This is a genomic window from Mesorhizobium yinganensis, assembly GCF_040081985.1.
In the GTDB taxonomy this organism is placed as follows: Bacteria; Pseudomonadota; Alphaproteobacteria; order Rhizobiales; family Rhizobiaceae; genus Kumtagia; species Kumtagia yinganensis.
The window spans coordinates 19,982-41,989 of sequence record NZ_JBEBMH010000036.1 but is presented as its reverse complement, the minus strand read 5'-3'; the positions used below and the strand labels follow the sequence as shown (position 1 = coordinate 41,989).

The 22,008-nt window shown below is 61.1% G+C and carries 19 protein-coding genes and 1 pseudogene; 8 read left to right on the top strand and 12 right to left on the bottom strand.

What is annotated here, in order from left to right:
• From ABMA59_RS32720 to ABMA59_RS32705, 4 genes are read left to right on the top strand one after another with little or no spacing between them, the layout of a single operon-like run.
• Window positions 1-522 (top strand): DUF4381 domain-containing protein, encoded by a 522-nt coding sequence (locus ABMA59_RS32720; RefSeq protein WP_349009559.1) that lies wholly within the window; start codon window positions 1-3, stop codon window positions 520-522.
• Window positions 509-1,519, top strand: coding sequence for a vWA domain-containing protein (locus ABMA59_RS32715; protein WP_349009558.1), 1,011 nt, complete (start codon window positions 509-511; stop codon window positions 1,517-1,519). The genes ABMA59_RS32720 and ABMA59_RS32715 overlap by 14 nt, the downstream gene beginning before the upstream one ends.
• Window positions 1,516-3,087: a VWA domain-containing protein gene (locus tag ABMA59_RS32710; RefSeq protein WP_349009557.1), complete on the top strand. Its 1,572-nt coding sequence runs from the start codon at window positions 1,516-1,518 to the stop codon at window positions 3,085-3,087. The genes ABMA59_RS32715 and ABMA59_RS32710 overlap by 4 nt, the downstream gene beginning before the upstream one ends.
• Before the next feature lie 8 nt (window positions 3,088-3,095).
• Entirely contained in the window at window positions 3,096-4,466 is a 1,371-nt protein-coding gene (locus tag ABMA59_RS32705) for a BatD family protein (protein WP_349009556.1), read from the top strand.
• 163 nt (window positions 4,467-4,629) lie between these two features.
• Here the strand turns inward: ABMA59_RS32705 and ABMA59_RS32700 are convergent.
• The 4 genes and pseudogenes from ABMA59_RS32700 to ABMA59_RS32685 form a co-directional block, all read right to left on the bottom strand.
• Window positions 4,630-4,794, bottom strand: a pseudogene (locus ABMA59_RS32700) (IS66 family transposase); the annotation flags it as partial.
• Window positions 4,795-4,929: 135 nt separating this feature from the next.
• On the bottom strand, window positions 4,930-6,471 hold the full coding sequence (locus ABMA59_RS32695) for a SpoVR family protein (protein ID WP_349009555.1): 1,542 nt from the start codon (window positions 6,469-6,471) through the stop codon (window positions 4,930-4,932).
• Between the two features lie 13 nt (window positions 6,472-6,484).
• A complete protein-coding gene (locus tag ABMA59_RS32690; protein ID WP_349009554.1) occupies window positions 6,485-7,789 on the bottom strand; it encodes a YeaH/YhbH family protein in 1,305 nt (434 codons plus the stop codon).
• Window positions 7,790-7,864: 75 nt separating this feature from the next.
• Entirely contained in the window at window positions 7,865-9,814 is a 1,950-nt protein-coding gene (locus ABMA59_RS32685; protein WP_349009553.1) for a PrkA family serine protein kinase, read from the bottom strand.
• 180 nt (window positions 9,815-9,994) lie between these two features.
• Between ABMA59_RS32685 and ABMA59_RS32680 the strand changes: the two genes are divergently transcribed.
• Window positions 9,995-10,228 (top strand): hypothetical protein, encoded by a 234-nt coding sequence (locus ABMA59_RS32680; RefSeq protein WP_349009552.1) that lies wholly within the window; start codon window positions 9,995-9,997, stop codon window positions 10,226-10,228.
• A 398-nt stretch (window positions 10,229-10,626) separates the two neighbouring features.
• Here the strand turns inward: ABMA59_RS32680 and ABMA59_RS32675 are convergent, their stop codons facing one another.
• Window positions 10,627-11,040 (bottom strand): SAM domain-containing protein, encoded by a 414-nt coding sequence (locus ABMA59_RS32675; RefSeq protein ID WP_349009551.1) that lies wholly within the window; start codon window positions 11,038-11,040, stop codon window positions 10,627-10,629.
• Between the two features lie 496 nt (window positions 11,041-11,536).
• Here ABMA59_RS32675 and ABMA59_RS32670 point away from each other — a divergent pair, with 496 nt between their 5' ends.
• Window positions 11,537-12,211 (top strand): SDR family oxidoreductase, encoded by a 675-nt coding sequence (locus tag ABMA59_RS32670; protein ID WP_349009563.1) that lies wholly within the window; start codon window positions 11,537-11,539, stop codon window positions 12,209-12,211.
• Window positions 12,212-12,343: 132 nt separating this feature from the next.
• Here ABMA59_RS32670 and ABMA59_RS32665 read toward each other — a convergent pair whose 3' ends face one another.
• Both ABMA59_RS32665 and ABMA59_RS32660 read right to left on the bottom strand, forming a co-directional pair.
• The gene (locus tag ABMA59_RS32665; protein WP_349009550.1) at window positions 12,344-12,511 is read right to left on the bottom strand and encodes a hypothetical protein; all 168 of its coding nucleotides are present in this window, start codon (window positions 12,509-12,511) and stop codon (window positions 12,344-12,346) included.
• A 187-nt stretch (window positions 12,512-12,698) separates the two neighbouring features.
• The gene (locus ABMA59_RS32660) at window positions 12,699-13,709 is read right to left on the bottom strand and encodes an HAD family hydrolase (protein WP_349009562.1); all 1,011 of its coding nucleotides are present in this window, start codon (window positions 13,707-13,709) and stop codon (window positions 12,699-12,701) included.
• Between the two features lie 229 nt (window positions 13,710-13,938).
• Here ABMA59_RS32660 and ABMA59_RS32655 point away from each other — a divergent pair, with 229 nt between their 5' ends.
• Window positions 13,939-15,645 (top strand): rhodanese-like domain-containing protein, encoded by a 1,707-nt coding sequence (locus tag ABMA59_RS32655; protein ID WP_349009549.1) that lies wholly within the window; start codon window positions 13,939-13,941, stop codon window positions 15,643-15,645.
• Between the two features lie 77 nt (window positions 15,646-15,722).
• Complete coding sequence (locus tag ABMA59_RS32650) at window positions 15,723-16,802, top strand: transposase (RefSeq protein WP_349009548.1); 1,080 nt, start codon at window positions 15,723-15,725, stop codon at window positions 16,800-16,802.
• A gap of 275 nt (window positions 16,803-17,077) precedes the next feature.
• Here ABMA59_RS32650 and ABMA59_RS32645 read toward each other — a convergent pair whose 3' ends face one another.
• From ABMA59_RS32645 to ABMA59_RS32625, 5 genes are all read right to left on the bottom strand, one after another.
• A complete protein-coding gene (locus ABMA59_RS32645) occupies window positions 17,078-17,905 on the bottom strand; it encodes a nucleoside/nucleotide kinase family protein (RefSeq protein ID WP_349009547.1) in 828 nt (275 codons plus the stop codon).
• 183 nt (window positions 17,906-18,088) lie between these two features.
• Entirely contained in the window at window positions 18,089-19,282 is a 1,194-nt protein-coding gene (locus ABMA59_RS32640; RefSeq protein ID WP_349009546.1) for an IS256 family transposase, read from the bottom strand.
• A 197-nt stretch (window positions 19,283-19,479) separates the two neighbouring features.
• Complete coding sequence (locus tag ABMA59_RS32635) at window positions 19,480-20,322, bottom strand: BtpA/SgcQ family protein (protein ID WP_349009545.1); 843 nt, start codon at window positions 20,320-20,322, stop codon at window positions 19,480-19,482.
• Window positions 20,315-21,232: a ribokinase gene (locus ABMA59_RS32630; RefSeq protein ID WP_349009544.1), complete on the bottom strand. Its 918-nt coding sequence runs from the start codon at window positions 21,230-21,232 to the stop codon at window positions 20,315-20,317. Before ABMA59_RS32630 ends, ABMA59_RS32635 begins: the two co-directional genes overlap by 8 nt.
• Before the next feature lies 1 nt (window position 21,233).
• Window positions 21,234-22,001 carry a glutamine amidotransferase gene (locus tag ABMA59_RS32625; protein ID WP_349009543.1) on the bottom strand — a complete coding sequence of 256 codons (768 nt, stop codon included), beginning with the start codon at window positions 21,999-22,001 and terminating at the stop codon, window positions 21,234-21,236.
• Between the last annotated feature and the right edge of the window lie 7 nt (window positions 22,002-22,008).

The following is a 22,008-nucleotide window of genomic DNA, read 5'->3' as shown; positions in this document are numbered from 1 at the left end:
ATGAACGAAGACGCCGCGCCTGATCTCGACGCCGCGACGCGCGCCGCTCTGCAGAAACTCGCCGACATCGCGCAACCGCCTCCGGTTTCATGGATTCCGCAGACCTGGGGATGGGTGGTGCTCGCACTGCTGGCCGCCGCGCTGCTTCTCTGGGGTGCTTGGCGCTGGCACAGGCGTCGTGTGCGCAACCGCTACCGGCGCGAGGCCCTGGCCGAGCTCTCCGGGATTGAGGCCAAGCTGGGCGGACCGGCCGGACGCGTGGCTGCGATGGCCGAGGCCGCTGCCCTGCTGAAGCGCGTGGCGCTTGCTGCCTGGCCGCGCGAGGCCGTGGCGTCGCTTTCCGGGGCGGACTGGGTCGCCTTCCTGCGCAAGACCGCCGGCCCATCGTCCTTCACGAACGAGGCCGCCGCGCTGCTCGACGATGCCGAGTATCAGCGAGGTCAGGCCGTGCCGGAGGCCGCAGAAAGGGCTTTCCTCGCCGCGGTACGCCGCTGGATAGAGAGGCACCATGTACCAGCTTGACCATCCCTGGCTGCTGGCGCTGCTGCCGCTGCCATTGCTCGTCTGGTGGCTGCTGCCGGCCTATCGTGAAGAGACGGCGTCCGTGCGGCTGCCCTTCTTCGACGAGATCACGCGCGCCGCCGGCGTCTCGCCGACGCAGGGCTCGGTGGTGCCGCGCACCAACTGGATGCAGAAGCTGATCGCGCCGATGTGCTGGGCGCTCATCGTGCTTGCGCTTGCGCGGCCGCAATATGTCGAGCCGCCACTGGAGAAGACGGAACCGCAGCGCGACCTCATGCTGTCGCTCGACCTGTCGCAGTCTATGGACACGCGCGATTTCCGCGACACCACTGGCCAACTCGTCCCCCGCGTTGACGCCGTCCGCAAGGTTGTTGCCGATTTCGTCAACCGCCGTCCCGGCGACCGGATCGGGCTGATCGCCTTCGGCGACGCGCCCTATCCGCTGGTGCCATTCACGCTCGACCACAAGACCGTGCAGTCGATGCTGGCCGACACGCTGCCCGGCATGGCCGGCCCGCGCACGGCACTCGGCGATTCCATCGGCCTGGCGATAAAGATGTTCGCCGACAGCCCGGCGCCGGACAAGGTGCTGGTGGTGCTGACCGACGGCAACGACACGGCGAGCAAGATGCCGCCGGACAAGGCTGCCGACATCGCCAAGCAGAACAAGATAGTTGTCCACACCGTCGGCATCGGCGATCCGAACGCCACCGGCGAGGATAAACTCGACCAGTCGGCACTCCGCAAGATCGCCGAGACGACCGGCGGGCGCTATTTTTTCGGCGAGGACCAGAACCAGCTCGCCGACATCTACGCCACGCTCGACAGCATCACTCCGGCCAACCAGAAGACCCTGTCCTGGCGGCCACGCATCGAACTCTTTCACTACCCGCTGGGCGCGGCCCTCATCCTGCTGATCGCCTATCATGCCGCGATGTGGCTCGGGACTACGTTGCGGCGACCCTCGACTGCGCCGGTCCGCGAGGCCGAGGCATGATCGCCGATTTTCATTTTCTGCGCCCGTGGTGGCTGCTGGCCTTGATCGCGGCCGTCGCGCTGCCCTGGCTGTTGGCAAGGCAGACCGACGTCAGAACACGCTGGCGCGGCATGATCGCACCCAACCTGCTCGACCATCTGGTGGTTACGCGGCAGGCGGCTCGGCACCTGCATCCGGTGCATCTGACGGCGGCGGCAATCGCGCTCGGCGCGATCGCGACGGCCGGGCCGACCTGGGAACGCGAGCGTCCGCCTTTCGTCGAGGACACCGCGCCGCTCGCGATTGTCGTCGACCTGTCGCAGACTATGGACGCTACCGATATCTCCCCGTCCCGGCTGGAGCGTGCGAAACTCAAGGTCCAGGACATTCTCGACCGGCGCAAGGGCGCACGCACGGCTGTCTTCGCTTATGCCGGCTCCGCCCACATGGTGCTGCCGCTGACCGACGACGCCGCATTGATCAAGACCTACGCAGCCTCACTCGCTACGCGCCTGATGCCTGTCCCCGGCAAGGATACCGCCAAAGCGCTGCAGGCGGCCGAGGCTGGCCTCGCCAATGAAGGGGCGCCCGGTACGATTCTCTTCCTGACCGACGGCGTGGAGCAGGCTGCCCTCAACGCATTCTCCGGCTATCGCGGCCGTCAAGACCTGATTGTGCTCGGGATTGGCACGGCCGAAGGCGGACCGGTCAAGATCGGCGATAGCGAGTACCTGACCGATTCCGCCGGGGCGCGCGTCTTCGCGAAACTCGACGTGGACGCCCTGAAGGAACTGCAACGGCAGTCCTCCGTGCAGGTCGCGACGGTGACGGCCGATGACGCCGACGTCGAGTGGATCGTGCGGCGCATCCAGACCGCGTTCCAGCAGAAGGCCGCCGAAGGGGCGACCCGCTGGCGCGACATGGGCTGGTGGCTGACCATTCCGATCGCCGCCCTCGGCGCCTTCTGGTTTCGCCGTGGCTGGAGCGTGCAATGGAGCGGCGCCTTGCTCGCCGTCGTTCTCCTTGCCTCGCCCGACTGGGCGGATGCGGCGGAATGGAGTTTCGCCGACATGTGGCTGACGCCAGACCAGCAGGGCCGGTTCGCCTTCGAGCGCGGCGACTATGCAGGCGCGGCGGAACGGTTCCGCGACCCGGCCTGGCGAGGCGTCGCCCTCTATCGCGCGGAAAAATTTGATGAGGCGCTGGATGCGTTCGCACAGTCCGGAACGGCGGAAGCCTACTACAATCAGGGCAATGTGCTGATGCATCTCGCCCGGCCCGAGCAGGCCGTGGCCGCCTATGGCCAGGCGCTCAAGGCACGGCCGGACTGGGCCGATGCCAAGACCAATCTCGCCGTCGCGGAAGCGCTTGCCGCCGCCAAGAAAAAGGACGACGAAGAGCAGGAGGCACAGGATCCCAACGAAAAGCCCGACAAGATCCAGTTCGACGACAAGGGCAAGAAGGGCAAGGCCGGCACCGTCGACGCCGCCCAGCAGACCGCCGATATGTGGATGCGCAACATCCAGGTGACGCCGGCCGACCTGCTCGCCCGCAAATTCGCCATCGAGGCCAAGGGCGGCAAGCCGTGAGGCGCGCCATGCCAGCCATTCGGCATCTGGCGGCGGCCACGTTCCTGCTGCTCGCGTCGATCTCGGTGACCTATGCGGCGGATCCGTTCGCCCGCGCGACCGTCAAGGCACAGGGCACGATCTATCCCGGCCAGCAGATTACGATCGACGTCGACGTGTTCGTGCCCAACTTCTTCATGTCGCCGCCGCAATTCCCGCTGTTCGATCTGCCCAATGCCGTGGTGACGCTGCCGGACTCGGGCGCCGAGAACCTCAACGAGACCGTCGACGGCGAAAGTTTCGCCGGCGTCAGCCGCAGCTACCTGGTCACGCCGCAGGCGGCGGGCGACTATGTTCTGCCGCAGGCCGAGATTACATTCACCTATGCCGCCGTGCCGGGCCAGGCTTCGCCGGGCAAGGTAACGTTGCCTCCCACAAAATTCACGGTGACCGCCCAGCCTGGCGTGGAAGCGGGCGGCGCATTCGTGACGGCGGCGCGTGTCGGCGTCGAGCAGGCGCTCGACCGCGACACCCAGACAATCAAGGCCGGAGATTCGCTGGTTCGAACCGTCACAGTCACGGCCGACGGCATGCAGGCGATGTTGATCCCGGAGCCATCCTTCGACGCGCCCGATGACGTGCGAATCTACCGTCATGACCCCAAGGTCGAAGACCAGCGGACCGCGCGTGGCGAGTTCGTCGTCGGTAGGCGCACCGACACTGTCACCTACCTCTTCGAGAAAGCGGGGAGCTACACGCTTCCTGCCGTGGAGGTCCACTGGTTCGATCCAAAGAGCGGCAAGGATGAAACGGCATCCGCACCGGCAGTCGCCGTAACCGTGTCCGAAGCGGCGGCGAGCGAATCCGTGATCGCACCGCCAGCGCCGGTCGAAACGCCGAGATCCGCGTGGGCAGGCATCGACTGGAGATGGTGGCTGCCGGTTGCCGGTGTCGCTATGGCCGCACTCTTAGGGGCAGGCTGGTTTCTACTCTCGGGTTTGCCGCGGATTCAGACGCATCTTCAAGCAAGGCAGGCCAAACGGGAAAATTCGGAGCCCGCCTATTTCCGCCGCTTCGAGCAAGGCTGCAGAAACGGCAACCGCCGCACTGCGTACATCCTTCTCGATGCCTGGGCACGACGTGCCGATCTCGGACCGGTTTCGGAGTGGCTCCACCGTCACGGAGTAATCGAGGCGCAACGCGCCTACGCCGCATTCGAAAAGTCGATCTTTGGCAAAGAGGGCAGTGCGGCACCCGATGTCGGCGTGCTCTGCGCGGCTATAGCGCGAACGCGACGTTCATGGCTGGGGAAGCGGCAGCAAGATGCCCCGAATGTCCAATTCCTCGCGCCGCTCAACCCTAGATGGATCGGCGACACCGATTTTCACGACGATGCCTAGAGTGGGAGCTTTGGAAATGGAATGGAACATGAGATCGTGTATCTTCCGTTCCAATATTAGTCAAAGTAGTTCGGCCCCAATACCAAGATTCATTGATCAGAACCGTCGGGCCCGCGCGCGGAGGCCGAGCGACTTGATTCGCCATGGCTGCTCGACCAGTTTGTTCCAGGCGTGAGGCGCGGCAGGTTAGCATCAAGTTGTAGACGATGGCGCTGGCCCTCGCTCCGTCGACGGTATAGCTGAACAACCAACTTTTCCGGCCAGTGGCAAAAGTCCTGATGTCGCGCTCCAGAAGGTTGTTGTCGATCGGCATGCTGCCGTCCCGGTGCAGTCGGCCCGCAGATCTCCATTCCCGAATGGGCCGCATCGAGAAGGCGATGCCTGACATCTTGGAAGCGCCGACAACGGGACGAAATCAGCGTAACGAAGGACGAAAATTACTCTTGCCGATGCCCCGTTCCGATCAGTCGCCGGCTTGGGTGCGTTCATAGAGCGTGGCGCCGCCATCCGCGTCCACGCCAACCAGGCTGACGTCGTAGCCCCATAGCCGGCGAATATGGCGGAGGGTCGCGTCGCGGCCCGCTTCCTCCAACAGGATACCGTCCTTGACCTTATGCTGCAGGCGCAGGTGCCGGTCGCCAAGCAGGTTGACGTCCACTACCTGGATGTCCGGCCGGTTCGCTGCAATGTCGTAGCTGTCGGCCAGCGCCGCCCGTATCGCCTCGTAACCGCGTTCATTGTGGATCGACGCGACTTTGTAGTACGCCTCGCTGGCCTTATCGCCGAGAACGAAGAACCGCCATTTGCGGATCAGAGCTGGACTGAGATACTGGCGGATGAAGGATTCGTCGCGGTGGTTGGACCACGCGTCGAGCAGGGTTTCGCGCCAGTTGCCGCTTCCCGCGATGGAGGGAAACCAGTCGCGATCTTCAGGGGTGGGTTCCGTCGCGATGCGCTGAATATCCTGCATAATGTCGAGGCCCAGCGCATAGGGATTGATGCCTGAATAGCGCGGATCGTCGAAGTCCGGCTGGAAGATCACGTTGGAATGATTGGCGAGTATTTCTAGCATGGAGCCTTCACTGATCATACACCGGTCGAACAGCGTGTTCATCAACGTGTAATGCACGAAGGTCGCGCAGCCTTCGTTCATGACCTTCGTCTGCCGCTGTGGGTAGAAATACTGCGCGACAACGCGGACAATTCTAAGGATTTCGCGTTGCCAGGGCTCGAGTATCGGGCTGTTCTTTTCCAGGAAATAGAGCAAATTTTCCTCGGGTAGTTTGAGCGCGTCCCTGCGCTCGGCCGCGCTCTCCTCGGCGCCGCCATCCTTGCCGGCTTTCGAAGCAGGCAAGGTGCGCCACAGATCATTATAGGAGCGCTCCTCATAGTCGAGACGATCGCGAAAGTCCTGCTTCTGCTTTTCGAGGGAAAGCTTCGGCGGGCGGCGATAGCGGAACACGCCTTGCTCCATTAAAGCATGGGCTGCGTCGAGGACGACCTCCACTGCGGCAAGACCGTGGCGTTCCTCGCAGCGGGCGATGTAGCCCTTGGCGAAGTCCAAGTAGTTCAGGATCGAGCCGGCGTCGGTCCACTGCCGGAACAGGTGGTTGTTCTTGAAGAAATGGTTGTGGCCGAGCGCCGCATGGGCCGTCACCAGGGCCTGCAAGGCCATGGTGTTTTCTTCCATCAGATAAACGATGCAGGGGTTGGAATTGATGACGAGTTCGTAGGCAAGTCCCCGCCCGCCCTTGCGGTAGAGCAATTCTTCGTGGAGGAAATGTTTGCCGAACGACCAGTGACGATACATCAGCGGCATACCTACGGAAGAATAGGCGTCGAGCATCTGCTCGGACGAAATGATCTCCAACTGGACGGGGTAGACATCGAGGTGAAGTTTTTCGATGGCGATCGTCTCGATCGCGTCATAGGCGCGCGACAATGACCGGAAATCCCAGTCGGAACCCGAAAACAGCAAATCGGACCTGGCGGCACACCCTGCCATGAGCGCCTCCCCTTCAGCCGCTACGCGGCTTCGGTTGCCGGGTGAACAACTGGCGAAACACCGGATAGATGTCCGCCGCCTTGGCGATGCGACTCACGTGGAAATTTGGCCATCGGCCGTTGACCGCATCGTACGCGCGCCAAAGCGATGTTCCGTTGTCGGTGGAGCCGAAGATGTGGATTTCCCGTTCGTCTATGATCTCGACATAGGCGAAATACTGGCACAGGCGCATGATCTCGCCGTCCAGCAGTGATGTGCAGCGCTCGGAATCGGCGGCGGAATTGTCGCCGTCCGATGCCTGGGCGGCGTAGATGTTCCATTCGCCACTGGGATAGCGCGCCTCTATGATGCGGCGCATTTCCTCGAGCGCGGTGGAAACGACCGTGCCACCGCTTTGCGTGCTGTAGAAAAAGGTGTCCTCGTCCACCTCCTTCGCTTCATGGGTATGGCGGACGAAGACAATCTCGGTGTTGTCGTAGCGGCGCTTCAGGAAAAGATGCAGCAGCACGAAGAAGCGCTTGGCCAGATCTTTCTCGCGTTCGCCCATCGAGCCTGACACGTCCATGAGACAGAACATTACGGCGTTGGCATTCGGCACCCGCTGAGCGTCGAAGCGGTTGTAGCGAATGTCGACGGGGTCGACATAGGCAATCAGCCGGCGCCGGCGCTCCAGCCGTTCCAGTTCCGCGCTGAGCGCTGCGATGCGCTGGCTAGCAGCCCGGCCTGGCGGTCCCGCTTCTAAGTTTTCGATCTCTTGGCGGACCGCCTCGACAGCCTCCCGCCTAGGGCGCTTGAGTGCAATGCGGCGTCCTTGGCTATTGCGCATGGTACGGCCGACATTGATGTTGGTCGGCGAGCCGGTCGCGGAAAAGCCGGCGCGGCGCGGCTTGGAAAGAAGGACCTCCTTCAGATTGACCTTGACCATGTCCGGAAGTTCCAGATCCTCGAAGAAAAGGTCGAGCACTTCCTCGCGTGAAAGCACGAAGCGGAAATCGTCTTCCGACTCAGTCCGTCCGGGAGTGGAACCTGAATCGCCCTGGCCTGGTTTTGGAAGCCGGTCGCCCGGCGCGAAATGCTGGTTGCCCGGCAGCACATGCTTGCGCCGGCCACTATCCCTTGCATCGCCAAAGCTTGGCTCGTTCGTCCCCGTGGACGGTATCGAAACAGCATGCTCGGTATCGGCATCGGCTATCTTGCCGGTTCGGATCTGGTCTCGGATGCTTCGCTTGAGTTCGGCACGCGCGCGTCGGAGAAAGCGCTGGCGATTGCCGAGGCTTTTGTCCTTCGGATTCAGGCGGCGATCGATGAAGATTGGCATAACGAGGCCCGCCGCGACCTTTGCCCAAGCCGTCTCCGGCAGAATGCGTCAATCCGCACGGACATCACCTTCGCCTTATCCCGCTTTATTCACTCTCATATACCAATCCACCAATCGGCGGACCTGGCGCTCGGTATAGCCGCGCGCGATCATACGCTGGACGAATTCGGTATGCCGCTTCTCAGTGACGCCGTCTTGCTTAGAGCCGAAGCTGATGACTGGAAGGAGATCCTCGACTTGGCCAAACATACGTTTTTCGATCACCTCGCGCAGCTTTTCATAGCTGGTCCATGACGGGTTGCGGCCGTTGTTCCTGGCGCGTGCCCGCAGCGTAAATTTCACGACTTCGTTGCGGAAGTCCTTCGGGTTAGCGATGCCAGCCGGTTTCTCGATCTGCGACAACTCATTGTTCAGTACTTCACGGTTCAGGATCTGGCCGGTGTCGGGGTCCTTGTAATCCTGATCCTCGATCCAGGCGTCCGCATAAGCGATGTAGCGGTCAAAAAGATTCTGGCCGTACTCGCTGTAGGATTCCAGATAGGCTTTCTGAATTTCGTGACCAATGAATTCGGCATAACGCGTCGCGAGTTCGGATTTGATGAAGTTGAGATAAGTTGCTTCTGTTTCCTTGGGGAATTGTTCCCGCTTGATCGCTTGTTCCAGGATATACATCAGGTGGACCGGATCGGCGGCAACCTCTTGGGTGTCGTAGTTGAAGGTCTGCGACAGGATCTTGAAGGCAAAGCGCGTGCTGACCCCCGTCATGCCCTCGTCGACGCCGGCGGCGTCGCGGTACTCCTGGCCCGATTTCGCCTTGGGATCAATTTCCTTCAGGTTTTCGCCATCATAGACTCGCATTTTGGTATAGAGCGGCGAGTTGTCGTACTCGGCCAGCCGTGTCGAAACCGTGAACCGGCTGAGGATGTCGAGCACTTCGGGCGCACACGGGCTGCCGGCCAGCTCGCTTTCGCGCAACAGCTTTTCATAGATCTGCCGCTCTTCGGCGACCCGCAGGCAATAGGGTACCTTGACAACCAGGATGCGGTCGAGGAACGCCTCGTTGCTCTTGTTGTTCTTGAACTGCAGCCATTCCGACTCATTGGAATGGGCCACCACGATCCCTTGGTAGGGAAAGGCGCCGAAATTCTCGGTACCGTTGTAGCTGCCCTCCTGCGTCGCGGTTAGCAAGGGGTGCAGCACCTTGATCGGGGCCTTGAACATCTCGACGAACTCAAGCAGCCCTTGCGTCGTCCGGTTCAGACCGCCGCTGTATGAATAAGCGTCCGGATCGGACTGGCTGAAATTCTCCAGTTGCCGGATATCCACCTTGCCGACAAGAGTCGAGATGTCTTGGTTGTTTTCGTCGCCGGGCTCGGTCTTGGCGATCGCAATCTGGCGAAGCCGTGACGGCATCAGCTTGACTACGCTGAATTTGGAGATGTCGCCACCCACCTCGTCTAGCCGTTTCGCAGCCCACGGTGAAATCAAGCCGTTCAGGCGCCGTCGCGCGATCCCGTATTTGTCCTCCAACAGATCGGCCATGCGGTCGGGATCGAATAGACCGAGCGGCGACTCGAAGACAGGACTGACCACGTTGCCGATCTTCAGCGTGTAGGTCGGCCGCTCTTCCATCAGTTTCTTGAGACGTTCCGCGAGCGACGACTTGCCACCACCGACCGGGCCGAGCAGGTAGAGAATCTGCTTGCGTTCTTCGAGACCTTGTGAGGCGTAACGGAAATAGCCGGCAATGCGCTCAATTGTGTCCTCCATGCCGTAGAAGTCGGCGAAGGATGGATAGTGCTTGATTGTCCTGTTCGAGAAGATTCTGCCAAGCCGCTCGTCTTTGCTGGTGTCAACCAGAGTTGGTTCACCGATTGCGTCGACCATCCGCTCAGGCGCGGAAGCGTACAACGATTTGTCCTCGCGGCAGGCCAGGAGATATTGCTGGAGGCTCATCTCCTCCTGGGTCGCGCTGGCATAAAACTTGGAGAAGAGATCGAAGACGTCGGAGTTTTTCTCGATCATCGCAGCCTCGCCTCGGAACTGGTCCGATCGCCGGTCATTTGTGAATCAACTACTGGACACCGTCATGGTTCCCTCACATGACGGACATCTCGCCATGGCGGAGTACTGGTTGAGTCAACGAGCAGCCGAGCCTCGGTCGCGGGAGTGGCGCGTGCCCGGGCATCGAAATAGGGAACGATCATGGCGCAACGTGCTGAGCTGGCATCGGCCGCCATTATAGGTGCCACCACGGGCAGCCGTGAAGGAGCCGATATCGGTCAGCGCCCCGGGCAGCGTGCGAGCCGCATTCCATTCGATCTCCTTGCAGGGCAAGTCTTCGGATCCGGAGGCAACGACGTGATGATTCCACTAAAAATTGCCGATGGTGGAGTGATAGCGTCTCCGCGTGGTCCCTTCTTGATTTTTGGCTGGTGATTGGTCGGCGCCACCCATGAAAGAGTGCAGTTGCGGCGATTCCGTGCAGCTGCTTGGTGAGTGCGACACCAGTGTTTGCAAACGGCGGGGGTAGATGGTCTCGAGAGAGCTGGTTGACGAGCGGTTCATTGACAAACGCTCATAGGTGCTCGGCGGTTCAAGTGCGAACTGAAAATCCGCGCGTCGGTGTTTCGATTCCGCCCCCGGGCACCAACGAATCGCTAGAGAGTCAGCGTGTCCAAGCACTTAGCATCGAAGTCACGCAATTAACCCACCGCTGTGTCCACCCATTGAGTGGTGGTTGGCACGAAGGGGCGGATGCTGGGAACGACAGCGGGGAATCGGCCGGGGTGCAGAAATTAGCCTTCAACGTTGTGGCTCGATTTCGTGAGAGATCCCTAATTCCGATATGCGCCGCCACCGAGGTACCGGCATGTCACAGCCTTGGTTGTTCGGGCAGATCGGCTTGGAATTTGTGTAGAGAGCTCGGTCGAGCCGACCAGGTCGACGAACACTACGGTGAGCTGCCGGCGTTCCGGGCCGGAAGCCGTCGCCTTAGCCAGCTCCGGCGTAGGGCCGGCGTCATGTAGCTGCGGCTTCAGCTTTGCAATGGCTCGCAGCAGCCGCTTGCGATTCCCAAATGAAATGCCGAGCCGCTCAAGGTCGCTGTCGTCCAACTCGGGCAGCAGATCGAAATCCACGTCGTTTGCGACTAAGGTTTCGAAATACTTGCCAAGTTCGAGGTCATCCAGCCAGCTGCGCAGCTCGCGCGCCTCGCCACCCTCGCGGCACATTAGCCGTTGAACATACAAGCATCCAAACGCCGGGTCTATCGATGTCTAGGCAACGAGACTGCCTGTTCAGTGTGCGCCGCCGAGCGGCAGTTCGTCCTCGGCCACGCAAGCCGAAACGACCACAAAGTCGCGTTTGACCGAGCAAGATCTTTCGCTGTGGCCTAGGGGTCGACCTCGGTGGAGACAGGTGAGTTAGGAAACATGGATACCGAACTCGGTCTATGGCCTCAGGGTCTCATTTGGCTGGAACAATTTATCGGATCGCTGCCGAAATAGTGGCATCATTCGCTCTTTGCGCCGAAAGTCGCCGGCCGCTTCGACGTCAGTTTCGGCCAAACCAACGTCGCGCCATGGAGCGCGCGCAGGCCCACGGTCGCGAACTTCATGCAGATTAGTCTAGGTTTTTGAACAACAATCGCGGCGCGCAAGGGATGGTCGGCTTGCATTTTCACTGATACTGACAAGAATGAGCTGGCATTGAGACGACCTGACCAACAGGGAGGAATAATTGAACATGGGAGACAGGCTCGCCGGGCGCCGGGTGCTTGTTACGGAAGCAGACGACTTCATGGGGCCCGCCGTAATTGCGCTCTTCACTGAGGAGGGTGCGCAAGTCATCCCAGATTTCACTGACTTACGCCAACCGGGTCGATGTGAAGCTCTCACAAAAGAAGCGGGACGTATCGATGTCCTTGTCGTCAATTTGTCAATTCCCAACCCAAGAGCGCTGGCCCATGAAACGAGCGACAAGGATTGGGCGGCGGTGTTCGATAAGATTGTCCACCCGCTCCATCGGCTTGTGCGATCTGTCCTTCCTCAAATGATCGAACGTCGAAGCGGGAAGATTGTGGTGGTGGGCAGCGCAGCGGCACTTCGCGGCACTTCGAACAGGTCTTGTTATGCGGCAGCCCGCGGTGCCCAGCACGCTTATGTCCGCTGCGTTGGCGTTGAGGTCGCGCCGCACAATGTGCAAGTGAACGCGACGGGCCAAATCTTTGTCGAGAATCCTACATATTTCCCGCCTGACTACATCAACTCCCCAGAACTTAAGCAGCGATTGAAAGACGTGCCTGCGGGGCGCTTGTCGTCGGGTAGGGAGGCCGCGGCGCTGCTGCTCTTCTTGGCAAGTTCGGACAGCGATTTCTTCGTCGGTCAGATATTTCCCTATGCCGGAGGGTGGGTAGTCTAGAGGCAGGCTACGACTTGGCACTCGGCCAGGTCGATAACGAAAGTCAGCAGCAGAACAACGCCGCGGCGATCGCGTTCTCCAGTCTGGGGGACGCCATCACTGGGAGCCTCGTGCATTAACAATCTATCGCGCCTACGGCACCATCTCTTCGCACTCGACCATCGGCGCATGTGCCGAGGTGTCGATCATGTAGACGTTGCCGTCCTGCCCCAGCATGAACATCATGCACCACGGGATTGGCTTGGAGCTCTTCGTCAGTTCATCCAATTTCGCGGCGTCGGTTATGATGGATTTTGCCATGCGACCGTCCGGCATGACTGCGACGACTTCACCCTTCGCCATCGCCTGGATGGGCGTTCCACTTCCGGCGGCGGCCGCTCCAACCGATGCGGTCGTGGCAAATGTCCACACTATAGTCTGACAAGCACGCATAAGGCCCTCCTTTGATGTGAGCGGGATTCGTCCGCCCGTCGCAATGCACTCGAGTTCACTGCGTCTCGAACGGGAAAATTGTCTTCCAGTCGTTCCTCATGTCGACGACCAGCCAGCCATTTGGACCGGCTGCATCGAGCACGGCGTCGAGAAGGCCGAAATTGGTCTTACGGTCATAGGCGTATTCGCGTTGCGCGTCGGTGTGGTGGATGACGACGCCGAGCCGGGGTCCTGGAGCAGTAGTCGTCCACTGCAGCATCTCGAAGTCGATGTCCGCGTTGCCGAAGGCGGCGATGGGCCGGCGACCGATGCGCTCGTAGATGCCGGCGGGACGACCAGCGCCGTCGCCGATCATGCTCATCGCGGGCAACCGCGTTAGCCGGGGTTTGCCCCCGATGAACTCGTATCTTGTCGTGATCGCGGAGCCGATTACGTGATCGGGCTGCATGCCGTAAACCGCTGCCACCCATGGGCGCATGAAGTCGGCGCTGTTTCCGGAGACGATGTAGATCTCAAACTCGTTCGTCCTGAAGTAGTCGATCACCTCCAGCATCGGCTGGTAGACGAGGTCGGTCGCGGGACGACCAAATCTGGCATCGCGCGTGCCGGCCATCCAACTCATCAGAGTGGTCTGATAGTCGTCGGTATCCCACCCTTCGTGGGACTCGACAAGAATCTCTGCAAAGCCGCGCTCTCCGATTCCAGCGAGATAGCTGGTGTCTCCTTCCAGAGCAGCTTTGAACGGCTGAGTCATTTCCCAATCTGGATGTGTATTGCCGACGGCCGAGACGCAGGCGAGTTCGAACGCTACCTGGGCAGGCACCGGCTGCTCCACCCAGAGGGTGCCGTCATTGTCAAATACCGCGACTCGTTCGTGGAGCGGCACGAAATCTGAGGAGCCTTCAGTGGCGACTCGCTCTACGAAGGCGATGATCGCCGCCTTCGTGGGACCCTCGTTCCAGGATGGTAATGGATCGGTCATTGCCGACGCAACAGAAAGCACCGCGAGGGTGGCTCCCAGCGCGACACCGGTAAATGACGGCAAGCGGCAGTGGGTTGCGAACATGGCCCATCCTTTCTCATTGCCAGAACAGCGAGCGCAGTGCTTAGCTTTGCTGATGACGCCATCGTGTTCGCCCGCGGCCCGTTCGGTCACGAAGCTCTCCCGAAATTTTGCCGAAATCAGCCAGAAACTAGGTTAGACGATACCCAATGTCTGTGCCCATGGCAGCGCGGATGTGTTAACTTCCACTGGCGAAGGGTACGGAGGCGGCAATAGTGCCGGTGTGCGCCGGATGCAGATCGGCACTACATTCGCCATCAACGGGGTCACCGTCGATCTCGACAATGAATTGCTGACCGACGCGTCGGGAAGGCCAGTCGATCTGCGGAGGCAGTGCTTCGCGGTGCTGCGCCAGTTGAGCTGCCACGCCAACCAACTCGTCACGAAAGAGGAATTAGCAGCGGCGGTCTGGCCCGGGATCGCCGTCACCGACGACAGCCTCGTTCAATGCATTCATGAGATCCGGCATGTCTTTGGCGACGACGGGCACATCGTGCTGAAGACGATCCGCAAACGCGGCTATCGGCTCGTCGTAACGCCAAATGGGAAATCGCCGCCCGGCAGCAACGTGACTTTCGCTCCTCTTGTGGTGCATTCGCCAAGACTGGCCAGCGTCGCTGCTGGCGCCTTCGCCTGCCTTTTGGCTGCAATGGTCCTTTGGCCACTGAGCGTAGGGCCGGCGGCTATTGTTGATCGGGCCGACGGTGACGAAGGTCGCGCGGAGTTCGTTGAGACCACCAACCCGCAGGCCCATGACGCGCTTCAGCTCGGGTTGGAGCGCCTGCAGCTCGATACCCAGGAAGACACGCTCAAGGCGATCGCCTATTTTGAACAAGCTACTAGGTACGATCCCGAATATAGTCGCGCCTATGCGGCAATGGCGGCAGCGCAGCATAAGATAATCCAGTCAAGCTGGAGCACTATTGACGGCACCGAGCTGGACCGCGCCCACGTCAGTCTGCGTCTCAACCTTGCCAAGGCGTTGAAACAGCCGACCCCGCTTGCTTATGCCGTGGCGGCCGAGCAGGCGCTGCTTGCAGGACATCGTGATGCAGCCTTCGGTCTGATATCGGAGGCGAAAAAGGAGACTCCCAACGATCCGGATGTGCTCATGAGCGAAGCATCCCTCCTCTATGAGAGCGGCCGACCGGCCGAGGCGGAAGTGGTGTTACGCCGGGCCATTGACCTCGACCCGAAATTCGCGTCGGCCGCGCTACGACTTCTGTCGGCTACCCTGTTTCAGCAGAGCAAATACCAGGAGGCGGTCGCCACCGTCGAGCGCATTGCCGCGCAAGGCGCGGCGACTAGCGACGATTACATCACGCTGGTTGCAAGCCTCGGCCAGCTCGGCGTCGATGATGGCGTGAGCCGCGCCGTCGCCCGGTATAACGGCCTGGCAATGGCGGCCGGCAGAGATCCGATGACGGTACAGGAGGCGCAATGGAACTGGCACGGCAATGTGTTCGGCAACGGCCGCTCGGGCATCGACAGGCTGGCCGAAGGATTGCGGAGGGCGGGTGTGCGGGAAGGTGCCGGGACAGACCTGCCTCTCGGCCGCTACATTGACCTGGTGCAGAGAGGGGAGGCCGGCCAATTCACAGTCAGGGGCGCAACCGGACTCCAGGCGCTTGCGGCTGGAACACTGTTCGACCGCGGCGTCCGCTTCGTCGATGTGCGTGCGCACGCCGGCTACGCCAGCGGCCATGTCCCGGGAGCTGTCAATCTCTCGCTCGCGTCCGACCTGTCAAGGGAAGCGCTCCTGAAGGTCGTGCGCCCGGACGACCAGGTGGTCTTCTATTGCAACAGTGCGCACTGCGAATATGCGGCAATCGCTGCCGCGAAGGCCGTGCTCTGGGGCTACACGCGCGTCTACCTGCTAAATGGTGGCGTACCGGCCTGGGAAAGCGCCGATTGTCCGATCGAGGTTGCGTCGCGGTAGCTGGAGACCCGCATTAACCGTGCTGGTAGGGATGGAATTGTGATTCACTGCTTGTGTCGTGATTTGGAGACGGGACGATGGAGCAGCGGTCGCTATTGGGGCTTTCGGAACATCTCGACCGGCTGAGCAAGGATGGTGATCCGCTCGAGGTTCTGGAGGCGACGGTCAACTTTGAGTATTTCCGTGACTGGCTGGTCGAAGGACTTGGCTATGGCGAGGGTGGCAAGGGTGGTCGCCCGCCGTTCGATCCGGTGTCGATGTTCAAGGCGCTGATTTTGCAGGCGCAGCACAATCTGAGCGATGCCAGGATGGAGTTCATGATCCGGGACCGGTTGTCCTGGATGCGGTTTCTCGGCTTCGATCTTGGCGGCCCGACGCCGGACGAGAACACGATCCGGCTGTTTCGCAACAAACTGACCGAGACCGACACGTTGAAGCGGGTGATGAAAGCCTTCGACTGGCAATTGCACAAGAAGGGCTACATCCCGATGTCGGGTCAGATCGTCGATGCCTCGCTGGTTCCGGCGCCGAAGCAGCGCAACACCGAAAGCGAGAAGGCGGCGATCAAGGCCGGCAAGAGCGCCAGGGAAATCTGGCCGGACGAACCGGCGAAGGCGGCCCAGAAGGATACCGACGCACGCTGGACGCCGAAGATCGGCGGCAAGGTCCGCTACCGGCAGGACGGGACGCCTCTGCCGCAGATCGCCTTGCCGGTCTTCGGCTACAAATCCCATATCGTCATAGACCGAGGTTTCGGCTTCATCCGGGAGAGCGCTGTCACTTCGGCGGCACATGCCGACGGTCGCATGCTGTCGAAACTGGTGACGACGCAGAATACCTCGTCCGAGGTTTGGGCCGACAGCGCCTACCGATCGCAAAAGAATGAGAAATGGCTGTCATCGAAAGGATTGGTCAGCCGCATTCATCGTCGCAAGCCGGCCGGACACGCCATGCCGCAGCCTATGGCGCGCGCCAATGCCGCTAAGTCGTCGGTCCGTGCGGCGGTGGAGCATGTGTTCGCACACCAGAAGAACCGGTTCGGCCTGTTCATCCGCACCATCGGCATCGCCCGAGCCGAGGCGAAGATGCTGCTCGCCAACATCGCCTACACCTTCGATAGGCTGATCTTCCATGAGCGGGCCAAAGCCGCGGGATGACTCTGTCCGCAATCGTGGAACCGGCTCAAATCGACCTGACCTGGCTGCGAGCCCACAGCCAAAAGGTCGCCAAATCAGCCCAAATACCGGCCTTGCAATATTCTCAGCGCCAATCCGCCAAACCAAACCGGGTTAATGCGGGTCTCCAGCTCGTGCGGCCGCGTATCCACACCCGTACCTGAGGGACGATTTAGCGCTCTAGGCTCAGGACCTTTTGATTTGATCGGCCTCTGTTTGAACGTCGTGACCGAGCAGACTGTGGCTTGTGCGTCAGCCTACCCTCCGCCGTTCCAGTCCGTGCTGACGGTCCTAACCTCGCGGTTCTTGCCAATCAAAATCCGTAGATGTGGGAGAGTAGTCGGAGCGCGTTTTCTGAGCCCGGGATAGTACGCAAAGTATGCAGGTAGGAATGCCTCAACGAATGCCTTCGTCCGCCGCTTGGACATGGCAGTCCTGCCTTCGGCCCTTGCACGGTCCTCGGCTTCGATCCGCCAGTCGCGTACGAAGCCAGGATCTTCCGGCTCGATCCATATGAAGCCTCGGAGGAACGAATGCCAGTTTCGATATTCGGCCAATCTTGTATTGACCACCCCGAGATGCTTATCGCCAAGCAGTCGTTCTTCGACCGGCGTGAAGCCGAGCATCCATCCCTCAAGGATGATAAGGTGCAGAGGACCAACGATTACACGCCAGTTCTTTTGCTGTATGCGGTCGCCCTCGCCTTGATAAGCAAATCGGTCGTAGCAAGGCACCTTAGTGCTCTGATAGGATGTGAGCAGGCGCAGGCTTTGGAGCGTTTGTGCGCCCAGATAAACATCGTGCGTTCCAGGGTAACCGCGATGTTGGAGATAGGGATTGTCTGGGTGTGAGCGCGCAAGCGCGACTTGTTCCGAATGAGTGAGGTAGAAGTCATCGATTGATATGCTGACCGCCTGCAGGCCGTCTTCAGCCAAGGTATCGCAGAGCGCCTGCATGATAGTGGTTTTTCCTGCGCCCTGTGGCCCGGAAAGTCCTACGATCGGGACAGTGTCGGCCGCGACCGACAAAATCGGCGATCGCCTCAGCCAATCGACCACTATATCGCAAACTTGGTAACGGACCATCGGCGTGCACCTTCATGCAATAGGGTCCTGCCACCGGACAATATGGCTGCACAGGAGTTTCAGCAATTTCTTGTCTCTGAATAACCCTTCTGGATTGGCGCGCTGAGACCGGAAGATCGTGTCCCAGTGAGTGGTGTATCTGACGGCGCTGATCACCGAAGTCTCCGGCTTTGGCCGGGCTGATCAGCGCGCCACGGCCGGCAGGCTGATGAGGGGATCATCGCTCATCAAGCTGATGGTTTCCAGCGTCATGTAGCGGGCGCGCTGCACGGCCCATTCGTCGTTCTGTTTGAGCAGCAATGCGCCGACCAGACGGACGATGGCGTCGTCGTTGGGAAAGATACCGACGACGTCGGTGCGGCGCTTGATCTCGCCGTTGATGCGTTCGATCGGATTGATCGAATGCAGCTTGGCACGATGCTCCCTGGGGAAGGTCATGTAGTAGGCAAGCACGTCGTGCTCGGCCTCATCCATGATCGTTGTCAGCCTGGGCACCTTGGGCCGGATCTGGTCGGCAACGGCACGCCACTGGGTGCTGGCGGCTTCGGGTGTTTCCTGGGCGAAGGCGGTGGCGATGAAGGCCGAGGCGACGCGGCGCCCGCTCTTGCCGGCGTGGGCCAGCACGTTCCTCATGACGTGGACGCGGCAGCGCTGCCAGGTTGCATTGAGCACCTTGGCGACGGCCGCCTTGATGCCCTGGTGGGCATCGGAGACGACCAGCTTGACGCCGCGCCGGGTCAGCTTGCGCAGGAACTCCGTCCAGATCGGCTCGGCCTCCGAGGTGCCGACCTCCATGCCCAGCACCTCACGGCGGCCATCGCTGTTGACGCCGACGGCGATGATGACGGCGACCGAGACGATGCGACCACCGCGGCGCACCTTCAGGTAGGTGGCGTCGATCCACAGATACGGCCAGTCGCCTTCGATCGGCCGATCGAGGAAGGTCTTCACTTTGCCATCGATCTCCTCGCACAGCCGGCTGACCTGGCTCTTGGAGACGCCGCTCGCGCCCATCGCCTTGACAAGGTCGTCGACCGAGCGCGTCGAAATGCCTTGGATGTAAGCTTCCTGAATGACGGCCGTGAGGGCCTTCTCGGCCATGCGCCGCGGCTCCAGAAAGCCCGGGAAGTAGGAGCCCTTCCGCAGCTTCGGGATGCGCAGCTCGACGGTGCCGGCGCGCGTCTCCCAGTCCCTGTCGCGATAGCCGTTGCGCTGGGCCAGCCGCAGCGGGTTCTTCTCGCCATAGCCTGCGCCGGCGGCAGCGCCTACCTCCAGTTCCATCAGCCGCTCGGCGGCGAAGCCGATCATCTCGCGCAGCAGATCGGCGTCCGGGGTCTTCTCCACGAGCGCACGCAGGTTCATCATGTCGTCGGTCATCGGTCGTTCCTTCGAACCAGGTTGGTGTGAGCAACCCGACCTTATCGGAGAAACATCGATGACCACCCGCTCCGCCACTCGCTCGCTACAGCGCTGTTGAGGGCGCGCTCACGAGCGGCTGCGCTACCGCCGAGCTACACCAAGCGGTGGGACACGATCCAAGTCTCGCTTCGCTTTAACTTCGGCACGCATTCGTATTATCTCTTCAAGCCGGCAATAAGCGCAGTTACCCGTGCTGGATCGACCGAATTCCACCAGACCCCGCCATGCTTGAGGCTGCTTGCGATAATGACACCGTCGACGATGCCCAAAATGTCGTTGACATTCTCGGGCGTTACGCCACTTCCGACGAGCGTCGGCAGTCCGGCAGCCTCCTTGATCATGCGGATATAGCCCAGGTCGGCCGCGTGACCTGTACGCTGGCCGGTGGCGATGATCGCATCGGCATCAAAGAAAACCAGATCCTTGACCAGTTCCTCTACCGACCGGTCACCGACGATAGCGTGCGCTCCGTGCTTTACGTGTGCATCGGCGAATATCTTTATGCCGTTGGCGCGCAGCTTCGCTCGATAGCGAGCCGCACGGCCGGATTCGCCTTCGACGAAACCTTCATTGGCGACATAGGCATTCGCCCATTGGTTCACCCGGATAAAGCCGGCGCCAGAGGCGCTTGCGACAGCCAGCGCGGGGATTGCAGCATTTGCAAGCACGTTGATGCCAATTGGACGGCCGAGTTCGCGCCGGATGCGGTCGGAGATCACTGCCATATAGGCCGAGGTTTCCGGTCCGATGTCGTCCGGCTTGGCGAAGGGGATGTCGCCGTGGTTTTCCACGATCAACCCGTCGCAGCCGCCGTGCAGGTAGGCGCGTGCGTCATCCAGAGCGCGCTGGTAGATCGTCTCGACCGCCTCACCGCTATGGCGCGGCGCGCCGGGCAGCGGCAGCAGATGCACGACGCCGATCACGACCTTGGTGCGGCCAAACAGCGAGGCCAGCGCGTCGCCGCCTGTCTGTCCGATCGGCGTGGATTTCTCAGCCATGATGGTTCGCTTTCGTTCGATCGAGAAGTGCTGCCATTTCCGACGATGTCGGACAAGATGCAAGCGTACCGGGCCTCGTGACTGCAACAGAAGCGGCCGCCAACGCGAATCGGAGGCTGTCCGGAATCGCCATTCCCAGCGATAGGGCGCCAACGAAGGCACCACAGAAGACGTCGCCGGCGCCGCTGGTGTCGACGGCGGTGATGGCGGGCGCCGGAAGGCGATGGATCGTCGTTTCGTCCGCCCGGAGCCAGATACATCCCTCGGGCCCGAGCGTCACCACAACCATCGCAGGCCCACTGCTCGCCAGGTTGAGGGCTGCACGATCAATGTCCAATTGCTCGGCAATGGTTTGCGCCTCGCTCCGATTGACGACCAGGATGTCGGTGAACGCGAGGTGCGGCAGAGAGAATTCGTTGATAGGGCTAAGATTAAGCACGGTCTTTGCACCCCTCTCACGGGCCGCGCGCAGACATCTTTCCGTTGCCGGCGTGGTGAGATTTCCCTGAAGAACGAGGATATCATCCGGTTCAATTCCGGCTGAAATCTCAGCCTGACATAGCGGGTCGAAGCTTTTCGCGCACGCCACGCCACTGACGATCAGGTTTTCGCCTGTGGCATCCACCATAATGGTCGACCGGTCGCTCGGAAGATCGAACGCACTAACCTTCAGATCGAGGTTTTCGCCCGCGAGCGCCCCACTGATCGTCGCGCCTGTCGTATCCCTGCCGAGCGCCGTCCACAGCGTTACCGGCGCACCGGTGCGTGATGCCGCCACGGCTTGGTTCGCGCCTTTGCCTCCAAGTCCCTCACTGACGGTCGAAGCATTCAGTGTCTCGCCAGGCGAGGGAAACCGGCCAAGCCTGAATGTCGTATCGATGCAGGCATTGCCCACGACATGAACGCGCATCTCAGTCCTTGGCGGTTGCCCAGGCGAGCATGTTTTCGAACAGCGTCTTGTAGCCCGGCCAGGCGATGAACTGCGGCGGCAGCCAATGCGGCCCCACGTCCGATGTCCAGGCAATGGTACGGCCCTCGCCGTATCTGCCGGTCACCAGCAAGGGAAGCGAGCCGTAGTCCGACGAAACGGTTGCGAGCACCTCAGCGCCGTCCTTCACCACGACTTCGTTGAATCCGAGTAGGACTGGCCAGTCTGTGCCGAGACCCCTGAGGATCGGGTGCCCCGAGCCGTTCGGCAGGGGAGCAAAACCTTCCGGCACTTCGACGCGATCGTCGTTGGGAAGACACGTTACGGGCAGAACGTCCTCGACTGCCGTTTTGTGATAGCGCGCCCCGCCATTGATGCCCTGGAAACTGTAATAGCCACCGAACATCAGCAATCCGCCGCCGCCTCTCACATAGTCCCGCAACAGCCGCAGGCGATTGGGAGTCGTCTTCGAATGGATCCACGTGTCCGGATGCAGCAGCAGCGTGTTTGAGCCGAGGTCGGAAAGAACGACCGCGTCATAGGCGGACAACGCCTCCATCGTTTGAGGAAAATCGCGCTGTGCCTCATGTGCCGGCATGAAGGTCACGTCGAACTCAGTCTGCTTGAGCGCTTTGAGAAGCTCGTCCGCACCGGTGTGGTAGGTCACGGTCGGAAACTGGTCGAAGCCTTTAATGTGGGTCGCCGTAGACACCCAGGACTCGCCTGCCAGCAGGATTTTCTTCTTCGACATTTCTACT